At 67.0% G+C, this 17,826-nt stretch carries 19 protein-coding genes; 16 read left to right on the plus strand and 3 right to left on the minus strand.

Going from position 1 to position 17,826, the window contains the following annotated elements; genetic code table 11:
- The first annotated feature begins 61 nt into the window (after nucleotides 1–61).
- The 4 genes from IB225_RS08975 to hemC all read left to right on the plus strand — a co-directional run bounded on the left by IB225_RS08975 (nucleotide 62) and on the right by hemC (nucleotide 3,307).
- Nucleotides 62–811, plus strand: coding sequence for an energy transducer TonB (locus IB225_RS08975; protein WP_192310938.1), 750 nt, complete (start codon nucleotides 62–64; stop codon nucleotides 809–811).
- Nucleotides 812–847: 36 nt separating this feature from the next.
- The gene (locus IB225_RS08980; RefSeq protein WP_192310939.1) at nucleotides 848–1,534 is read left to right on the plus strand and encodes an alpha/beta hydrolase; all 687 of its coding nucleotides are present in this window, start codon (nucleotides 848–850) and stop codon (nucleotides 1,532–1,534) included.
- A gap of 95 nt (nucleotides 1,535–1,629) precedes the next feature.
- Nucleotides 1,630–2,361 (plus strand): LytTR family DNA-binding domain-containing protein, encoded by a 732-nt coding sequence (locus IB225_RS08985; RefSeq protein WP_192310940.1) that lies wholly within the window; start codon nucleotides 1,630–1,632, stop codon nucleotides 2,359–2,361.
- Between the two features lie 37 nt (nucleotides 2,362–2,398).
- On the plus strand, nucleotides 2,399–3,307 hold the full coding sequence (hemC, locus tag IB225_RS08990) for a hydroxymethylbilane synthase (protein WP_192310941.1): 909 nt from the start codon (nucleotides 2,399–2,401) through the stop codon (nucleotides 3,305–3,307).
- Nucleotides 3,308–3,337: 30 nt separating this feature from the next.
- Here the strand turns inward: hemC and IB225_RS08995 are convergent, their stop codons facing one another.
- Nucleotides 3,338–4,084: a DUF481 domain-containing protein gene (locus IB225_RS08995; RefSeq protein ID WP_192311836.1), complete on the minus strand. Its 747-nt coding sequence runs from the start codon at nucleotides 4,082–4,084 to the stop codon at nucleotides 3,338–3,340.
- Nucleotides 4,085–4,752: 668 nt separating this feature from the next.
- Between IB225_RS08995 and IB225_RS09000 the strand changes: the two genes are divergently transcribed.
- A complete protein-coding gene (locus IB225_RS09000; RefSeq protein WP_192310942.1) occupies nucleotides 4,753–5,724 on the plus strand; it encodes a YafY family protein in 972 nt (323 codons plus the stop codon).
- Between the two features lie 4 nt (nucleotides 5,725–5,728).
- Here the strand turns inward: IB225_RS09000 and IB225_RS09005 are convergent, their stop codons facing one another.
- Together IB225_RS09005 and IB225_RS09010 are read right to left on the minus strand one after the other, a co-directional pair.
- Nucleotides 5,729–6,247 carry a hypothetical protein gene (locus tag IB225_RS09005; RefSeq protein WP_192310943.1) on the minus strand — a complete coding sequence of 173 codons (519 nt, stop codon included), beginning with the start codon at nucleotides 6,245–6,247 and terminating at the stop codon, nucleotides 5,729–5,731.
- Complete coding sequence (locus IB225_RS09010) at nucleotides 6,244–6,828, minus strand: lipocalin family protein (RefSeq protein ID WP_225583659.1); 585 nt, start codon at nucleotides 6,826–6,828, stop codon at nucleotides 6,244–6,246. The genes IB225_RS09005 and IB225_RS09010 overlap by 4 nt, the downstream gene beginning before the upstream one ends.
- Before the next feature lie 157 nt (nucleotides 6,829–6,985).
- Here IB225_RS09010 and IB225_RS09015 point away from each other — a divergent pair, with 157 nt between their 5' ends.
- From IB225_RS09015 to IB225_RS09065, 11 genes are all read left to right on the plus strand, one after another.
- Nucleotides 6,986–7,285, plus strand: coding sequence for a hypothetical protein (locus IB225_RS09015; RefSeq protein ID WP_192311838.1), 300 nt, complete (start codon nucleotides 6,986–6,988; stop codon nucleotides 7,283–7,285).
- Between the two features lie 76 nt (nucleotides 7,286–7,361).
- A complete protein-coding gene (locus IB225_RS09020) occupies nucleotides 7,362–9,467 on the plus strand; it encodes a prolyl oligopeptidase family serine peptidase (protein WP_192310944.1) in 2,106 nt (701 codons plus the stop codon).
- 156 nt (nucleotides 9,468–9,623) lie between these two features.
- A complete protein-coding gene (locus IB225_RS09025) occupies nucleotides 9,624–11,795 on the plus strand; it encodes a S9 family peptidase (protein WP_192310945.1) in 2,172 nt (723 codons plus the stop codon).
- Between the two features lie 192 nt (nucleotides 11,796–11,987).
- Nucleotides 11,988–12,449, plus strand: a complete 462-nt coding sequence (locus tag IB225_RS09030) for a YbaN family protein (protein WP_192310946.1) — start codon at nucleotides 11,988–11,990, stop codon at nucleotides 12,447–12,449.
- A 40-nt stretch (nucleotides 12,450–12,489) separates the two neighbouring features.
- Nucleotides 12,490–12,699 carry a lipoprotein gene (locus tag IB225_RS09035; RefSeq protein ID WP_192310947.1) on the plus strand — a complete coding sequence of 70 codons (210 nt, stop codon included), beginning with the start codon at nucleotides 12,490–12,492 and terminating at the stop codon, nucleotides 12,697–12,699.
- Nucleotides 12,692–13,555 carry a diaminopimelate epimerase gene (gene dapF, locus IB225_RS09040; RefSeq protein WP_192310948.1) on the plus strand — a complete coding sequence of 288 codons (864 nt, stop codon included), beginning with the start codon at nucleotides 12,692–12,694 and terminating at the stop codon, nucleotides 13,553–13,555. The genes IB225_RS09035 and dapF overlap by 8 nt, the downstream gene beginning before the upstream one ends.
- Nucleotides 13,552–14,226: a DUF484 family protein gene (locus IB225_RS09045; protein WP_192310949.1), complete on the plus strand. Its 675-nt coding sequence runs from the start codon at nucleotides 13,552–13,554 to the stop codon at nucleotides 14,224–14,226. Before dapF ends, IB225_RS09045 begins: the two co-directional genes overlap by 4 nt.
- 122 nt (nucleotides 14,227–14,348) lie before the next feature.
- On the plus strand, nucleotides 14,349–15,230 hold the full coding sequence (xerC, locus tag IB225_RS09050) for a tyrosine recombinase XerC (protein ID WP_225583660.1): 882 nt from the start codon (nucleotides 14,349–14,351) through the stop codon (nucleotides 15,228–15,230).
- A gap of 74 nt (nucleotides 15,231–15,304) precedes the next feature.
- A complete protein-coding gene (gene hslV / locus IB225_RS09055; RefSeq protein WP_192310951.1) occupies nucleotides 15,305–15,856 on the plus strand; it encodes an ATP-dependent protease subunit HslV in 552 nt (183 codons plus the stop codon).
- Nucleotides 15,857–15,916: 60 nt separating this feature from the next.
- Nucleotides 15,917–17,320, plus strand: coding sequence for an ATP-dependent protease ATPase subunit HslU (gene hslU / locus IB225_RS09060; protein WP_192310952.1), 1,404 nt, complete (start codon nucleotides 15,917–15,919; stop codon nucleotides 17,318–17,320).
- Nucleotides 17,321–17,420: 100 nt separating this feature from the next.
- Entirely contained in the window at nucleotides 17,421–17,759 is a 339-nt protein-coding gene (locus IB225_RS09065) for a zinc ribbon domain-containing protein YjdM (protein ID WP_192310953.1), read from the plus strand.
- The last annotated feature ends 67 nt before the right edge of the window (nucleotides 17,760–17,826 follow it).

Consider the following 17,826-nt stretch of genomic DNA (forward strand, 5'->3'; position numbering starts at 1 on the left):
CGCCGAAACTGCGTCCGCGACGCCGTACGAACGGGCGACGCGGGCCCTGTCCGATAACCGGATGCTGTCCCCTGCCGGCGACAACGCGGTCGAGCACTATCTCGCCGCCCGCGCCCAGGGGGCGGAGCAGGCACGTGCACAGGCGGCGTTGGCCGAACTGCAGCCTTACGTGCTGATCGCCACCGAGCAGGCGATCGCGCGAGGCGATGCGCAGGAAGCGTCGCGTCTGCAGGGCCTGATCGAGCGCATCGATGCGCAGACGCCCGCGCTGCCGAGACTGCGTGCGGAGGTGGCGGCCCTGGTGCGCGCGCAGGCCGCACAGGCCGTGGCTGCCATGGAAGCCACGCCATCCGTCGCTGCTCCTGCGGCAGCGCCAGTGCGGGCCGTGGCGGCGCCCGCCAATGCGCCGGCAGCAACGATGGCTGCCGTGAACGAATCCGTACAAACGACCGCGCCGCCATCGGCGCCTGCGATGGTGGCGCAGGAAGAGGCGAGGCCGCCCGCCGTCCCTGTTGCGTCCCGCGTCGTGCAGGGTCCGCGTACCCCACGGTTGCTGCAGGACGCCCAGCCTCGCTACCCGTTGCCGGCGCTGCGTGCGCGCGTCGAGGGACAGGCGGAAGTGGCCTTCACCATCCAGCCGGATGGCAGCGTGCGCGACGTACGTCTGGTGTCCTCGACGGCGGGCGGCATGTTCGATGCGTCGGCGATCGCCGTGGCACAACGCTGGCGCTTCGAAGCCACCGGCCAGGCGCATGCATCGAGCCGCACGGTGCGGTTCCGGTTGCCGACGGAAGACGCACGCGGCGGCTGAGTGGTGTCTGCGGGCGTCTGCGGCGAGAATGGCGGCATGACGACTTCCCTCGCTTCCACCATCCTCGACACCGTCGAACAGGAAACCGGCCCGGCGCCGCAGTGGTCCGTGTTGTGGCTGCACGGGCTGGGCGCCGATGGCCATGACTTCGCGCCGCTCGTGCCCGAACTGGTGCGGCCTGGTTGGCCGGCGCTGCGCTTCGTGTTCCCGCATGCCCCCGTTCGTGCGGTGACCATCAACAACGGCGTGCGCATGCGCGCGTGGTACGACATCGTGGGCATGGACTTCCCGACCCGTGCGGACAGCGCGGGCATCGAGGAATCCATCGTCCAGGTGGAGGCGCTGATCGCACGCGAGCAGGCGCGCGGCATCGCGCCGGAACGCCTATTGCTGGCGGGCTTCTCGCAGGGCGGGGCGGTTACCCTGGCGGCCGGCCTGCGTCGGGAGGTACCGCTGGCAGGGCTCATCGCGTTGTCGACCTACCTGCCGGGCGCCACGCAGGCGGCGGGCCAGGTGGTACAGGTGGCGACCGCGCAACCGGTCTTCATGGCGCATGGCATGGGCGATCCGGTGATCCCGCTGGTCCATGCCGAACAGAGCGCACGCGTACTGGGCGACCTGGGCTTCGATGTGCAGTGGCACCGCTATCCGATGGCGCACCAGGTCTGTGCGGAGGAAATCCGTGACCTGGGTGACTGGATGGCGGGGCGATTTGCGTTGTAATCCCCACGCGCCCCCCGGTGGATGACGCATGGCGTCGCCATGGGTACCCTAGGCCACGGGGGATCACGCCAACGTTCACCGAGGACGCCTTTGCCGTGAAAGTGGTCATCGCCGACGACGAATCCCTGGCCCGCGAGCGCCTGCGCGCGCTGCTCGCCGAGCATCCCGGCATCGAAGTGGTCGCCGAGGCCGAGAACGGCCTCGATGCGCTGCAGGCCTGTTCGCAACACCGCCCCGACATGGTGTTGCTCGACATCGCCATGCCCGGCGTGGACGGCCTGGAGGCGGCACGCCACCTGGCGGCGTTCGATCCGCGTCCGGCGGTGGTGTTCTGCACGGCCTACGACGAACACGCGCTGTCCGCCTTCGAGGCGGCCGCCATCGATTACCTGATGAAGCCGATCCGGCCCGAACGCCTGGCGGCGGCGCTGGAACGCGCGCGCACCTTCATCGCCGGGCGCGAGAACCATCCGCCCGCGACATCGAGCAGCCAGCCGCGCACCCACCTGTGCGCACGCCTGCGTGGCAGCCTGCGGCTGATTCCGGTGGACGAGGTGCACTACCTGCAGGCGGAAGAGAAGTACGTGGTGGTGCACCACGCGCGCGGCGAGGACCTGATCGAGGAGTCGCTGAAGTCGCTGGAAGAGGAGTTCGGCGGCCGCTTCGTACGCATCCATCGCAACTGCCTGGTGGCGCGGCACGAACTGGTCGAGATCAAGCGCGTCGGCGACGGCCACGTGCAGGCCATCCTGCGCCACGGCAAGGTGCCCCTGGAAGTCAGCCGACGCTGCGTGGCGGGCCTGCGCGAGACCGTCAAGGCGCTCTGATCGCCGCGGATGCGGTGGCATGCGGGATAATGCCCGCATGACCACGCTGCGCATCGCCACCCGCAAGAGCCCGCTCGCCCTCTGGCAGAGCGAACATGTCGCCGACCGCCTGCGAGCCGCCCATCCGGGCCTGGTCGTCGAACTGGTGCCGATGAGCACCCGAGGCGATGAAGTGCTCGACCGTTCGCTGGCTGCGATCGGCGGCAAGGGTCTGTTCCTGAAGGAACTCGAGCTGGCGATGCTGCGCGGCGAAGCCGATTGCGCGGTGCATTCGCTGAAGGACGTGCCGATGGAACTGGAAGGCCCGTTCGCCCTGCCGGCCATCCTGACGCGCGCCGATCCCGCCGACGCGTTCGTGTCCAACCGGTTCGCCGATGTCGCGGCATTGCCGCAAGGCGCGCGCGTGGGCACCTCTTCGTTGCGTCGTCAGGCACAGCTGCGCGCGCTGAGGCCCGACCTCGAACTGCTCGACCTGCGCGGCAACGTCAACACGCGCCTGGCGAAGCTGGATGCGGGTGAATACGACGCCATCGTCCTTGCCTGTGCGGGGTTGCAGCGGCTCGGTTTCGAGTCGCGCATCCGTTCCCGGCTGGATGCGCCGGACTGGCTGCCGGCCCCGGCCCAAGGCGCGGTCGCGGTCGAGTGTCGTGCCGAGGACCAGGCGACGCATGCGTTGTTCGTGGTGCTGGATGACGCCGCCACGCGCGTCTGCGTGGAGGCCGAGCGGGCGATGAACCGCGCGCTGCATGGCAGCTGCCACGTTCCCGTGGCCGCGTTCGCACAGCGTGCCGGCGATGATCTCGTGTTGTCGGGACTGGTGGGATCGGCCGCGGACGGACAGGTGCTGCGCGCCGAAGCCCGTGGGCCGGGCGCGGACCCCGAGGCGCTCGGCCGTCGCGTCGCCGCACAGCTGCTGGAACAGGGCGCGGGCGCGTTCCTCGCCTGAGTGCCGCGCGCCGAGCCTGCGCGAGCGCGCTTACTTGAACCGGTAGACCACGTTCATCGTGGTCAGGGTGTCGGTCTTCTTGATGTCGGGCGCGACATCGCTGTTGTGGCGCGCCTGCCAGCCGGCCTTCAGCGCGAGGTGCGAATTCATCGTCACCGACACGCCCAGGTCGTTCTGCGCGAACGTGTTGTACTCGCCCGATTCGATCAGCAGCTTGTTGACAATCTCGGTGTTCTCGCTGAGCGCGTAGCGCATGTCGATCAGGCCGCGGCCGATGAAGCTGGCTTCGCTGCGGCCGTCCACCGTGTCGTAGGCACGGCGGAAACCGGGACCGACCTGCAGGTCGAGGTGCGCGCGTTCGTTCTCGACCACGCGGTTGCCGTAGCTGAGGCTGACCGACTGCTGCCGGCTGTAGGTGCCGAAATCGTCTTCCTCATGGCGGACCGAGGTGTTGAGCGTGCCGCGATCGTCCATCAGATAGGCGCTGTTGGCGGTCACCGTGTAGCGGTTCGCCGTCGTCCGGCGATCGCGGACCACGCTACCGTCGTCCTGTGTGCGCGTGTACTCGGAGCGCGAATGCAGGCCGAACAGGCTGGCGCTGTGACGCCACGCGGCGCCATCGGTATAGGTGAGGTCGAGCCGTCCGTTGAAGCTTTCGTTGTTGCTGTTGCCGCTCGCTGCCGCGAATCCCAGCTCACCGCCACCAGTCAACTTCGGTACGGGCGGTGCGGGCGGCGGCGGTGCCGGGGGGGCTTCGGGAATCGGGCGCACTGCCATGGCCACTACGGGAACCACCAAGCCGTCCTGTTTGCCGAATCCCTTGCCCGCCGCGGGGGTGTCGACCTTGTCGTTGCGCGGCAGCAGGACCTCGGTGGCCTGTGCCTGGGTCGCGCCGCCGGCCAGCAGGGCAAGGGCGAGCAGGGAGGGGGGCATCCGGCGGGGCATGGCGTGTCTCTGGGGAGAGGGGTGTAATCGGTTACATGGTAGGCGGCGGCCGTCAGGGTCACAACCCAAGTGCTTGTTCCGATTCAGGTTTGCGACATGCATTCTGCCACGGCGACGGGGCCGGACAAGGATCGCCATCACATCACGATGTGTCACGGCGCCGCGGGGGCGGTAGATCCCCATGAGCGGAAGCATTCGATGTCATCCACCGGCACCGACCCCAGCGGGTGCGGCGTCGGCGCATCTACATGCATGGCAGGGGGGTTCCCGTATCGCGACGCAGTCACGCTACGCGCGACGTCGGCGATACGGAAAGCAGCAGCGTCTTGGGTCCGTGCGTTGAGGGCGCGGCGGCGGCGAGGACACGCCGCAACACCAGGCACCGCACGGGCCCAAGACGCCGTCGGCGCAGGTCCCCTGTATCTGTTCGAACGGCGGGCGAGCGACGAAAACGGCCACCCGTCGGTGATAATCGGTGCACGCCCCCTGCCGTGCCGCCCATGGACAAGATCGAACGCATTACCGCCTTGCACCGCATCCTGAAGGCGGCCCGCTATCCGGTCACCGTGAAGCGCCTGCAGGAAGAACTGGGCTGTTCCCGCGCCACGGTCTACCGCGACCTGGCCTACCTGCGCGACGCGCTGATGGCGCCGATCGAGGGCGATGGCGAGGCGGGCTTCCGTTACCACGCGGCCGAAAGCGAGCGCTTCGAACTGCCCGGCCTGTGGCTGAGTTCGGAAGAGCTGTATGCCCTGCTGGCGGCGCAGCAGCTGCTGGTGCGCACGGGCGGCGGCGTGCTGTCCGGTGCGCTGGCACCGCTGCAGAAACGCATCGAGGGCCTGCTGGCCGATCATGCCGGCGTTGACCAGTGGCCGGTCGACCGCGTGCGCGTCATCCCGCACCGCGGCCGCAAGCTGGACGAAGCCAGCTTCCGCACCGTCGCGTCCGCCGTATTGGAGCGGAAGCAGCTGCAGTTCGAGTACCGCGCGCGCTCCACGGACGAGCGGACCAAACGCACGGTCTCGCCGCAGCGCATCACCCACTACCGCGACAACTGGTACCTGGATGCGTGGGATCACGAGCGCAACGCGCTGCGCAGCTTCGCCGTGGACCGCGTGGGCAATGCGCGGCTGGGCGAGGAACTCGCGCGCGACCTGCCCAACGAGGAGTTGAATCAGCACCTGGCGTCGAGCTACGGCATCTTCTCGGGTGAACCGAAAGGCTGGGCGACGATCCTGTTCAGCGCCAAGGCCGCGCGTTGGGTTGCCGACGAGCAGTGGCATTCCAAGCAGCAGGGGCGGCACCTGTCCGATGGTCGCTATGAACTGAAGATCCCCTACAGCGTCTCGCGCGAACTGCTGATGGACATCCTGCACTACGGGGCCGACGCCGAGATCGTTGAACCCGCCGTGCTGCGCGAGCAGGCGAAGGCGCTGCTGGAGCTGGCGCTGTCGAACTACGAGAAGAAGTAACGGGCTATCGGGGTGGTTCGCAGGTGTTCGCAGGCTCGACCAGGGCGTTCGCCAGGCGGTAGCAGCGGAAATGCTTGCGGTTGCCAGTCCATCCCTCGAATACCAGGAAATCCGCGGTGCCGTCCGAGTAGGTCCTGACCTGCGAGGGTGCACCCGCCAGCGTGAGAAGCACGCCGGCGCTCAGAGTGCCGTCATTGCGCCGATCGATTCGGTAAATGGCACCCCTGTTGGTCGACATATGCGCCAGGCCACCGATGGCGAAGACGCCCGAAGCGTCCTTGACGATGCCTAGGATGTTTTCCTCCAGGACCGTCTGTCGCGCACCATCACGCGCCACGTACTCGAGTCTGCCGATCCATTCGCCGACGTCAGATCCAAGGAGATGGCCATCGAAGGCCGGAACGGCCACGTCAGCTGCATGCGCGCACGGCAGCCACGTGCACACTGCCATCGCCGCGATCCGGACGAAGCAGCGCCTCATCGTTGCTGTTCTCCTGAGGCCCTCGTCGGCCAGGGCCGTCACGGCCCTTTCGGCTCCCCGAATCCCGGCTTGCCGACCTGTTCCGGCAGCTGCGGTACGCGGACCAGCTGGCGGGCGTTGATGCCGTGGTCGCGGGCGCGCCTCACCAGGTCCTGATACTGCGCATCGTCCATCACCGGGTTGCGGGCAAGGACCCAGCCCATGTCGCGACCGGGATAGTCGACCAGCGCCCACGAATAGTCGGGAGCGATCTCGACGATGCGCCACTTTGCCGGCACCACGCCGACGAACCACAGCGTCCATTCGCGATTGCCGGAGTCGCTCTTCACCGACGCACGCGCCTCGCGCAGTTGCTCGGCGGCGGCAAAACCCTCGCGGTAGTGATAGGCGACGCTGACCTTGTCGGTATCGCGCAGGGCGTACTCATAACGTGCAGTCACGTGACCGCGTTCGGCGAAGTAGGGGATGTGTGCGATCACATGCCACGTGCCCATGAAACGCGGCAGGTCGACGGCATCCGGGGGTGCCTGCACGCCACCACGGCTGGCACAGCCAGTTAGCAGGACCAGCACGCATGCGAACAGGGCGATTCGGGCCACACGGGTGAACAGCAGCATGGGCATGTGGAACTCCTTCTTCCCCGTCATACGGACACGCTAGTCATCAGGATGCGATGGCGATGTTAACCGGGGAAGTCGCAACCCGTGAGATGCGCGTGCGCGACTGTGACGTCGTACCGACATCACCTCACAGGAACTCTCCGCCATGTCCATCGCGCCCTTGTCCGTGACCCGTACCGCTTCCCGCGATCTGCCCGACGCAGCACTGGACCGGGTGCTGCGCCGGATCGTGCTGACGGGATTGGCGCTGGTGCTGCTGGTGCCGTTGGCCCGGGCCAGCACCGAGGCGCTCGGCTGGTTGCCCCTCTGGCTGGTGGGCATGCCGGCGATGGCGTGGTGGGCGCTGCACCGGTTCCGCCTGCCGGCCGGCTGGATGGGATCCCGGATGGCCCGGCGTCGTCGTTCGCCCCAGGCAAGGCGGGTCCGGGTTCGCGTGCCGGCCCTGGCGCGGGCCGCCTGACCTTCGGCAGGGGGTGGCCTCCGGGCCTTGTGCTAGCGTGACATGTTCATGAACTGCACCTCCGGAGCCCCTTCCGATGTCAAAACTCGCCCATGCCTGCCTGGCGGCAGGCTTCGCCGTTGCCGGCGCGCTGTCGGTCCCCGCCCATGCCAAGGAGGCTGACGTGGCCAACGACCCGTATGCCTGGCTGGAAGAGGTCGAAGGCCAGAAGCCGCTGGACTGGGTGAAGGGCGTCAATGCCAAGGCCGAGGCCGAGATCGCCAGCACCCCGGCGTTCAAGCGGCTGGAATCGGACATCCGCGCCATCCTGGACTCGGACGCCAAGATCCCCGGCGTGCAGAAGATCGGCGACCACTACTACAACTTCTGGAAGGACAAGCAGCACGAGCGCGGCGTGTGGCGCCGCACCACGCTGGCCGAGTACCGCAAGCCGCAGCCGCAGTGGGAAACCGTGCTGGACCTAGACGCCCTGAACAAGGCTGAAGACAAGAACTGGGTCTGGCACGGCGCCGACTGCCGCAAGCCCGACTACACCCGCTGCCTGATCGCGCTGTCGCGCGGCGGTGCCGATGCCGACGAGACCCGCGAATTCGACCTGGTCAACAAGAAGTTCCTGACCGACGGCTTCTACCGTCCCGAGGCCAAAGGCGCCCTGGGCTGGAAAGACGCCGACACCGTCTATGTCTACAGCGATTTCGGCGCGGGCACCCTGACCAGCTCCGGCTATCCGCGCATCGTCAAGGAATGGAAGCGCGGCACGCCGCTGACCAGCGCCGCCGTCGTCTACGAGGGCAAGCCGGACGACATGTACATCGCGGCGTACCACGATGACACGCCGGGCTTCCAGCGCGATTTCGTCAGCCGCACGCTGGCGTTCTACAACGATGAGCTGTACCTGCGCCGCGCCGACGGCACGCTGGCCAAGATCGACGCGCCGAACTCGGCCAACAAGGGCGTGTTCCGCGAATGGCTGACGCTGGAACTGCGCGAGCCGTGGACCGTCGAGGGCAAGACCTACGCGGCCGGTTCGCTGCTGGCGGCGAAGTTCGATGACTTCATGGCCGGCAAGCGCACGTTCGACGTGCTGTTCGAGCCGACCATGACCACCTCGCTTGCCGGTATGTCCGTCACCAAGAACCATGTGGTGCTGAACGTGCTGGATGACGTCAAGAACAAGCTCAGCGTGCTGACGCCGTCCGCGACGGGCTGGAAGCGCAGCGAGTTCGTCGGCGCGCCGGGCTTCGGCACCATCAGCGTCAGCGCCGTGGATGGCGATGACAGCGATGCGGTGTGGATGACCGTCACCGACTACCTGACCCCGACCACGCTGTCGTTGGTCGAACTGGGCCAGAAGCCGGAGCAGCTGAAGTCGATGCCGGCGTTCTTCGATGCCTCGGGCAAGAAGATCGAGCAGCACTTCGCCACATCGAAGGACGGCACCAAGATCCCGTACTTCCTGGTCCGCCCGGAAGGCCTGAAGTACGACGGCAGCACGCCGACGCTGCTGTACGGCTACGGTGGCTTCGAGATCTCGATGACGCCGGGCTACTCCGGTGGCGTGGGCAAGGGCTGGCTGGAGAAGGGCGGCGTGTACGCCGTGGCCAACATCCGCGGTGGCGGCGAGTACGGTCCGCGCTGGCACCAGGCCGCGCTGAAGGCCAATCGCCACAAGGCCTATGAGGATTTCGCCGCGGTCGCGCAGGACCTGATCGCCCGCAAGATCACCTCGCCCAAGCACCTGGGCATCCAAGGTGGCAGCAACGGCGGTCTGCTGACCGGCAACATGCTGACGCAGTACCCGGAACTGTTCGGCGCGGTCGTCGTGCAGGTGCCGCTGCTGGACATGAAGCGTTACAGCCACCTGCTGGCCGGCGCCTCGTGGATGGCCGAGTACGGCAATCCCGACACGGCCGACTGGGAGTTCATCAAGACCTTCTCGCCGTACCACCTGTTCGACGCGAAGAAAGACTATCCGCCGACCCTGTTCATGACCTCCACGCGCGATGACCGCGTGCATCCCGGCCACGCCCGCAAGATGGCCGCGATGATGCTGGATGCCGGCAAGGACGTGCGCTACTACGAGAACATCGAAGGCGGCCACGGCGGCGCGGCGAACAACGCGCAGGCGGCACACATGAGCGCGCTGGCGTACACGTTCCTCTGGCAACAGCTGACCAAGTGACGGCACACAGCCCCTTCCCCCGCTCGCGGGGGAAGGCTGGGATGGGGGCGCTTAGACGGTGATGTCGTCCGCCTGCCCCCACCCCAACCCTCCCCCGCAAGCGGAGGAGGGGGCAGACCGCTTCTCCATTGCATCCCGCATTCCCGGACCCCATCCATGAAGCCGACCTCCTTCCTGCTTGCCGCGACCGTCCTGATGAGCACCCCGATCACCTCTGCCCTGGCCGCCAGCGCCACCCCGCCCGACGTGGCCAAGAAGCCCCACGTGGTGAAGGCGCCGCACGGCGCCGAACGCAACGACGAGTACTACTGGCTGCGCGACGACAAGCGCGAGAACAAGGAAATGCTGGCGTACCTCAACGCCGAGAACACCTACGTCGACACGGTGATGGCGCCGCTGAAGCCGCTGGAAGACAAGCTTTATAACGAGGTCGTCGCACGCATCAAGCAGGACGATGCCAGCGTGCCGTATCGCGAACGCGGCTGGTGGTACTACGCGCGCTTCGTTACCGGCAAGGACTATCCCGTGCACGCGCGTCGCAAGGACGGTCCGGGCGTGGATGCGGTGTCGATCCAGGCCGCGAATGCGGCCGGCGACTTCGCCGGCGAGCAGGTGCTGCTGGACGTCAATGCGCTCGGCGATGGCAAGGACTACTACAGCGTCGGCGACTACGAAGTCAGCCAGGACAACCGGCTGCTCGCCTATGCCGACGACACCAACGGCCGTCGCCAGTACACGATCCGCTTCAAGAACCTGGAGACGGGCGAGATCCTGCCGGACACCGTGACCAATGCCGAACCGAACCTGGTCTGGTCCAACGATGGCAGCACGTTGTTCTACGTGGACAAGGACCCGGAAACCCTGCTCAGCAAGCGGGTGAAGTCGCACGTGCTGGGCACGCCAGCGGCCCAGGACAAGCTGGTCTACGAGGAAGAGGACGACAGCTTCTACATGGGCATCGGCCGCACCCGCGACGATCAGTTCATCTGCATCGGCGTGGAAAGCACCGTGTCCTCGGAGATGCGCTGCACCCCGGCCGCGAATCCGGGCGTGTTCACCGTACTGGCACCGCGCGAGCGCGACGTGGAATACCAGGCTGATCACCTGGGTGGCCGCTGGGTCATCCGTACCAATGCCGATGGCGCCACCAACTTCAAGGTCGTCACCGCGCCGACCGGTTCGACCTCACGCAAGGACTGGAAAGACTGGATCGCGCACCGTGACGACGTGTTCGTGGAAGGCATCGAGCTGTTCGACGGCTTCAGCGTGGTGTCCGAGCGCGCCAATGCGCTGGAAAGCCTGCGCGTGATCAAGGCCGACGGCAGCAGCGACTACGTCAAGGCCGACGAATCCGCCTACTCGATGGGCCTGTCCGCCAATCCGGAGACCGGCACCGACTGGCTGCGCTACAGCTACACGTCGATGACCACGCCGGCCACGACCTACGAGATCAATACCAAGACGGGCGAGCGCCGCACGCTGAAGCAGCAGCCGGTGCCGGGTTACGACGCGTCGAAGTACGTGACCGAGCGCGTCTGGGCGCCGGCCCGCGATGGCAAGACGAAGATCCCGGTCACGCTGGTGTATCGCAAGGACGTGGCCCGCGACGGCAAGGCACCGATGCTGCAGTACGCCTACGGCAGCTACGGCTCGTCGATGGATCCGAACTTCAGCATCACCAACATCAGCCTGCTCGACCGCGGCGTGGTCTATGCGCTGGCGCACATCCGCGGCGGACAGGAGATGGGCCGTACCTGGTACGACGACGGCAAGCTGTACAACAAGATCAACACCTTCACCGACTTCATCGACGTCACCGACTACCTGGTGAAGGAAGGCTACGCGGCGAAGGACCGTGTCGCCGCGATGGGCGGCAGTGCCGGCGGCCTGCTGATGGGTGCGGTGTCGAACATGGCGCCGGAGAAGTACAAGGTCATCCTGACCCTGGTGCCGTTCGTCGACGTGGTCACCACGATGCTGGACCCCAGCATTCCGCTGACCACCAACGAGTACGACGAGTGGGGCAACCCGGAAGAGAAGGGCTACTACGACTACATCCTGAAGTACTCGCCGTACGACAACCTGCAGGCCAAGGCCTATCCGGCGATGTTCGTCGGCACCGGCCTGTGGGATTCGCAGGTGCAGTACTGGGAGCCGGCCAAGTACGTCGCCCGCCTGCGTGACCTGAACACGAGCAAGAACACCGTCGTGTTCCGCACCAACATGGAAGCCGGCCACGGCGGCAAGTCGGGCCGCTTCCGCCAGTACCGCGAGCGTGCGGAGATGTACGCCTTCATGCTGGACCAGCTGGGCGTGGCGTCGAAGTAACCGCGTAATGCTGGAAGACAGAGGGCCGGGGAAACCCGGCTCTTTCCGTTTCCGGGTCGCACCGCTCGGAGGGCTTCAGGACGGCCACGGCTTCGCCGATAACCCGGGGGAATCTTCGTCGTCGGGTGGTGGGTCATGGCAGGGTGGGGCACGGTCATCCGGTCCGCGCGGATCGTATTTGCGCCGTCCGCCATGGATTTGGGGTACAAGGTCGCCGTGCACGAGAACTCCTCCCCGCCGCCGCGAGACCTGCCCGATGCGCGTCCGGTGCGCTTCCGCTGGGCCTGGTGGCTGCTGGCCTATGCCAGCCTGGGCATGGGCATCCTGGGCGTGTTCGTGCCCGGGCTGCCGACGACGGTCTTCATCCTGATCGCGGCCTACGCGGCGTCGCGGGGTTCCGAGCGGCTGCACCGCTACCTGCTCACGCACCCGCGCTTCGGCCCGATGATCCACGACTGGCAGCGGCACCGCGCCGTGTCGCGCCGGGCCAAATGGGCCGCCACGTGGACGATGCTGGCATGTGCCGTGATTCTGCTGGCCGTGATGCTGTGGACAGGCTCGCACCGCTGGTGGATGGTCGCCCTGCCCATCGCCTGCATGGCGGTGGTCGCCACTTGGCTGTGGCTGCGTCCCGAGCCGCCGCGCACCGGGTGAGCGACCATCGCGTTCATCGCGCTGTGGCTATACTCGCGGCATGAATCGGAACGCCCGCCTTGTCCTCGCTGCCGCCTTGATGGCGGTCCTGTCCGCCTGCGGTGCCAAGGGTCCGCTGTTCATGCCGGAAAAGCCGATCGAAGAGGCGCCGGTGGCACCCGCCGAGAGCGCGCCGGCGAGCACCGAACCCCTGCCGACGGAACCGCCGATCGATCCCGCCACGGTGCCCGCCACCGACGGGAATGGCTGATCCCTCGCTCGCGCGGTCCAGGGCAATGCGTTTTACCAAGATGCACGGGGCCGGCAACGATTTCGTCGTGCTGGACCTGCGCGATGGCCTGTCGCCACCCGATGCGGGGCTGGCCGCCGCGCTGGCCGACCGTCATCGCGGCGTGGGCTGCGACCAGATCCTGACCATCGAGCCGCCGCGTAGCGCGGGTTCGGTGGCGGCGTACCGCATCTGGAATTCCGACGGCTCACCGTCGCAGCAGTGCGGCAACGGCGCGCGCTGCGTGGCGGCGTGGCTGGTGCGGGACGGTGCCGCCCGGGGCGCTACGTTCGATGTCGACAGCCCGCTGGCGACGCATGCCGTCGAGCGCATCGGCGACGACCGCTATGCCATCGCGATGGGTGTGCCGGAGTTCGTGCCCGCCCGCATTCCGCTGCAGGGCTTCGATCAGCCGCGACCGGAGTACGACGCCGACGTGGACGAGGGCCTGCGCCTGCGCTTCGGTGCAGTGTCGATGGGCAATCCGCATGCCGTGATCGAAGTGCCGTCCGTCGACGACGCCCCCGTGCATCACTACGGCCCGCTGCTGCAGCGTTCGCGGCATTTCCCGGAATCGGTCAACGTCGGCTTCGCCGAGGTGGTCGCACGCGACCGCGTGCGCCTGCGCGTCTACGAGCGCGGCGTCGGCGAGACGCTGGCCTGCGGCAGCGGCGCCTGCGCGGCGGCGGCGGTGCTGATGCGCCGGGGCCGGGTGGATCGCGACGTGGTCATTGCGCTGCCCGGCGGCGAGCTGCGCATCCGCTGGCCGTCCGACGACGCGCCGGTCATCATGTCGGGGCCGGCGGCATTCGTATTCGAAGGGGAATGGAAAGCATGAGCGAGACACTGGAAAAACTGGGCGCCCACGATGTCGCGGCTTGGCTGCGCCGGCACCCGACCTTCCTGAAGCAGTTCCCGGACCTGGCCCTGAGCATGGTCGTTCCGCGCGACGACGGTCCCACCGCATCGCTGGCCAGCTACCAGCTGGAAGTGCTGCGCGACAAGAACCGTGAACTGTCCCGGCGCCTCAACGACCTGTTCGCCAATGCGCAGGAAAATGAACGTCTGGCGGTGCGCACCCACCAGCTGGCGCTGACGCTGATGAAGCAGAATTCCGCCGCGGATACCGTCCGCGCGATGGCGGCTTCGCTGGCCGAGGACTTCAACGGCGACCGCGTCAGCATCGTGCTGCTGCAGCCGGTGGCTGGGCTGGAGGAGAACGAGTGGCTGCAGGTCATCTCTGCCGATAATCCACACATGGCGCCGTTCCGCGACTGCCTGCGGGATGGTGAACCGATCTGCGGTCGGCTGCAGCCCGAGAAGCACGTGCTGCTGTACGGCGCGCGCGCGGAGGAGGTCGCGTCGTCCGCGCTGTTGCCGCTTCCCGGCATCGGTCTGGTCGCGGTTGGCAGTCGCGATGGCAATCGCTTCTATCCCGGTATGGGCACGCTGTTCCTGCGCATGATGGGCGACACGCTGGCGACGGCGCTGAAGCGGTTCGATGGCTGAGCGGAGGCTCGCGCCTCCTCTCGTCATTCCGGCGAAAGCCGGAATCCACGTAGCCCTTGCCCGCTCGATGTCGCGGCAACGACAGCAACAGGATGGAATCCGGTTTCCGCCGGAATGACGGAATGTACGCAGTCGCCGACTTCCTTGCGCATCTCGAGGTCGAACGCCGAGTATCCGCGCATACGCTGGATGCCTATCGTCGCGATCTCACCGCGCTGACTGGCTGGGCGGAGACGGAGGGCATCGCCGATCTGGCGGATGTGCACGCGGAACAGCTGCGCGGCTTCGTCGCCAGCGAACACCGTCGCGGACTGTCGCCGAAGAGCCTGCAGCGCCGTCTCTCTGCGTGCCGTAGCTACTACCAGTGGCTGCTCAAGCATGGACGTGTGGCCGCAAGTCCTGCGGCCGCGTTGCGCGCTCCCAAGGCGCCACGCAAGCTGCCGCAGGTACTCGACGCCGATGAAGCCGTCAGGCTGGTCGAGGTGCCGACCGACGCGCCGCTGGGCAAGCGCGATCGCGCGCTGCTCGAACTTTTCTATTCCTCCGGCCTGCGCCTGAGCGAGCTGTGCGCGCTGCGCTGGCGCGACCTCGACATGGCGGGCGGCATGGTCACGGTGCTGGGCAAGGGCAGCAAGGAACGCAAGGTGCCGGTCGGCTCGCATGCGCGCAATGCGTTGACGGAATGGCGCCAGGAGCGACCGGCGGCGAACGAAGCCTTCGTCTTCCCTGGTCGCGGCGACGGACCCATCTCGCAGCGCGCCGTGCAGATCCGCATCAAGCAGCTTGCGCAGCGGCAGGGCCTGTTCAAGCACGTGCATCCGCACATGCTGCGGCACAGTTTCGCCAGCCATATCCTGGAATCGTCCGGCGACCTGCGCGGCGTGCAGGAACTGCTGGGCCATGCGGACATCGCCACCACGCAGATCTACACGCACCTGGACTTCCAACATCTGGCGAAGGTGTACGACGCGGCGCACCCACGGGCGAAGCGGAAGAAGGGCTGAACCGTCCCGCCGAAGGTCACGCTTGAACCGGGAATGGCCGTCCCCACCTCTGGGTGAACACCCCGGAGGCCTCCATGGACCCCAGCCAGAATCCCAACGTGTTCCACGCCACCACCATCCTGTCCGTGCGTCGCAACGGCCATGTCGCCGTCGCCGGCGATGGCCAGGTGACGCTGGGCCACACCGTGATGAAAGGCAACGCGCGCAAGGTGCGACGCCTTGGCCGTGATGGCCAGGTGCTGGCGGGCTTCGCCGGCGCGGCTGCCGATGCGTTCACGCTGTTCGAGCTGTTCGAAGCAAAACTGGAAAAGCACGGTCAGCTGACGCGTGCCGCCGTCGAACTCGCGAAGGACTGGCGCACCGAGCGTCGCCTCGGCAAGCTCGAAGCGCTGCTCGCGGTGGCCGACAAGGAAACCTCGCTGATCATCAGCGGCACGGGCGACGTCATCGAGCCCGAGGACGGCATCATCGCCATCGGTTCCGGCGGTTCCTACGCGCTATCCGCCGCGCGCGCGCTGCTCGCGCACACCGAACTGGATGCCAGGTCCATCGCCGTCGAGTCGCTGAACATCGCCGGCGATATCTGCATCTACACCAACCGCAACGTGGTGGTCGAAGAGCTCTGATGCTCCGGCTGCTGCCTCGCTCCGGCCATTGTGGTCGGGGCTGAAGCCCCTCTTACAAGAATGATCGCCATGACTGATACAACGTCCTCCACCATGACCCCGCGCGAGATCGTGCAGGAACTCGACCGCCACATCGTCGGCCAGCAGGCGGCCAAGCGTGCCGTCGCCATTGCACTGCGCAATCGCTGGCGCCGCATGCAGCTCGACGACGGGCTGCGCAACGAGGTGATGCCGAAGAACATCCTGCTGATCGGCCCCACCGGCGTCGGCAAGACCGAGATCGCGCGCCGCCTCGCCACGCTGGCCAACGCGCCGTTCGTGAAGGTGGAAGCCACGCGCTTCACCGAAGTCGGCTACGTGGGCAAGGACGTCGAACAGATCGTCCGCGACCTGGCCGACACTGCAGTGAAGATGTACCGCGAGCAGGCCAAGGCGCGCATGCGTACGCAGGCCGAAGAGCGTGCCGAAGACCGCATCCTGGATGCGCTGCTGCCGCGCCGTGACGCGGCCGGTGGCAACGGCTTCGGTTTCGGTGCCGCCGCCAACACGACCACCGTGGATATCGGGGCTGACCCGTCGTCCAGGGAATCAGAGACGCGGCAGAAGCTGCGCCGCCAGTTGCGCAATGGCGACCTGGACGATCGCGAGATCGAGCTGGAACTGGCGGCCAACGTCGGCGTCGACATCATGACGCCGCCGGGCATGGAGGAAATGGGCCAGCAGCTGCGGCAGATGTTCTCGAACCTGGGCGGCGCCAAGACCCACAAGCGCACGGTGACCATCAAGGCCGCGCGTCCGCAGCTGGTCGAGGAAGAGGCCGCCAAGCTGGTCAACGAGGACGACATCCGTGCCGCCGCCATCGAGGCCTGCGAACAGCACGGCATCGTCTTCATCGACGAGATCGACAAGGTCGCCAAGCGCAGCGGCAACATGAGCGGCGCCGACGTCAGTCGCGAGGGCGTGCAGCGCGACCTGCTGCCGCTGGTCGAAGGCAGCAACGTGTCGACCAAGTACGGCACGGTGAAGACCGACCACATCCTGTTCATTGCGTCGGGTGCGTTCCACCTGGCCAAGCCCAGCGACCTGATCCCGGAACTGCAAGGTCGATTCCCGATCCGCGTGGAGCTGTCGGCGCTGAGCAAGGAGGATTTCATCCGCATCCTCACCGAGCCCAAGGCGGCGCTGACCCGGCAGTACGTGGAGCTGATGAAGACCGAGGGCGTGGCGCTGCGCTTCACCGATGACGCGGTGGACCGCCTCGCCGAGATCGCCGCGCTGGTCAACGAGCGCCAGGAGAACATCGGCGCACGTCGCCTGCATACGGTGCTGGAGCGCCTGCTGGATACGTTGAGCTACGAAGCGCCCGATCGCGATGGCCAGAGCATCATCATCGACCGTGCCTACGTCGATGGGCATCTGGGCGAGCTGGTGCAGGATCCGGACCTGAGCCGCTACATCCTGTGATGACAAGGACCCGCCGCAAGGCGGGTTCTTCGTTTCCGGAGGCCGCATCTGAAGCGTCGGTTACAATCACGCATCCCTTCGCACGACACCACTTTCCTCCATGAGCACGCTGCCGCCCTGTCCGCAATGCGGATCCGAGTACACCTACGAGGATGGCATGCAGCTGACATGCCCGGAGTGCGGCCATGAGTGGTCGGCCGATACCGCGACCGTCGGCGATGACGAACGCGTCATCAAGGACGCCAACGGCAACCTTTTGCAAGACGGCGACACCGTCACCGTCATCAAGGACCTGAAGGTCAAGGGCTCGTCGCTGGTGGTGAAGGTCGGCACCAAGGTCAAGAACATCCGCCTGGTCGATGGTGACCACGACATCGATTGCAAGATCGATGGCATCGGTGCGATGAAGCTGAAGTCGGAGTTCGTCAGGAAAGCCTGATCCCGCGTTTCTTTACTCCTCAACGGACATGGAACGACCGCATGGATGACGTCCCGCAAGCATCTCC

The sequence above is a fragment of the Pseudoxanthomonas sp. PXM02 genome, from assembly GCF_014851805.1.
Taxonomy (GTDB): domain Bacteria; phylum Pseudomonadota; class Gammaproteobacteria; order Xanthomonadales; family Xanthomonadaceae; genus Pseudoxanthomonas_A.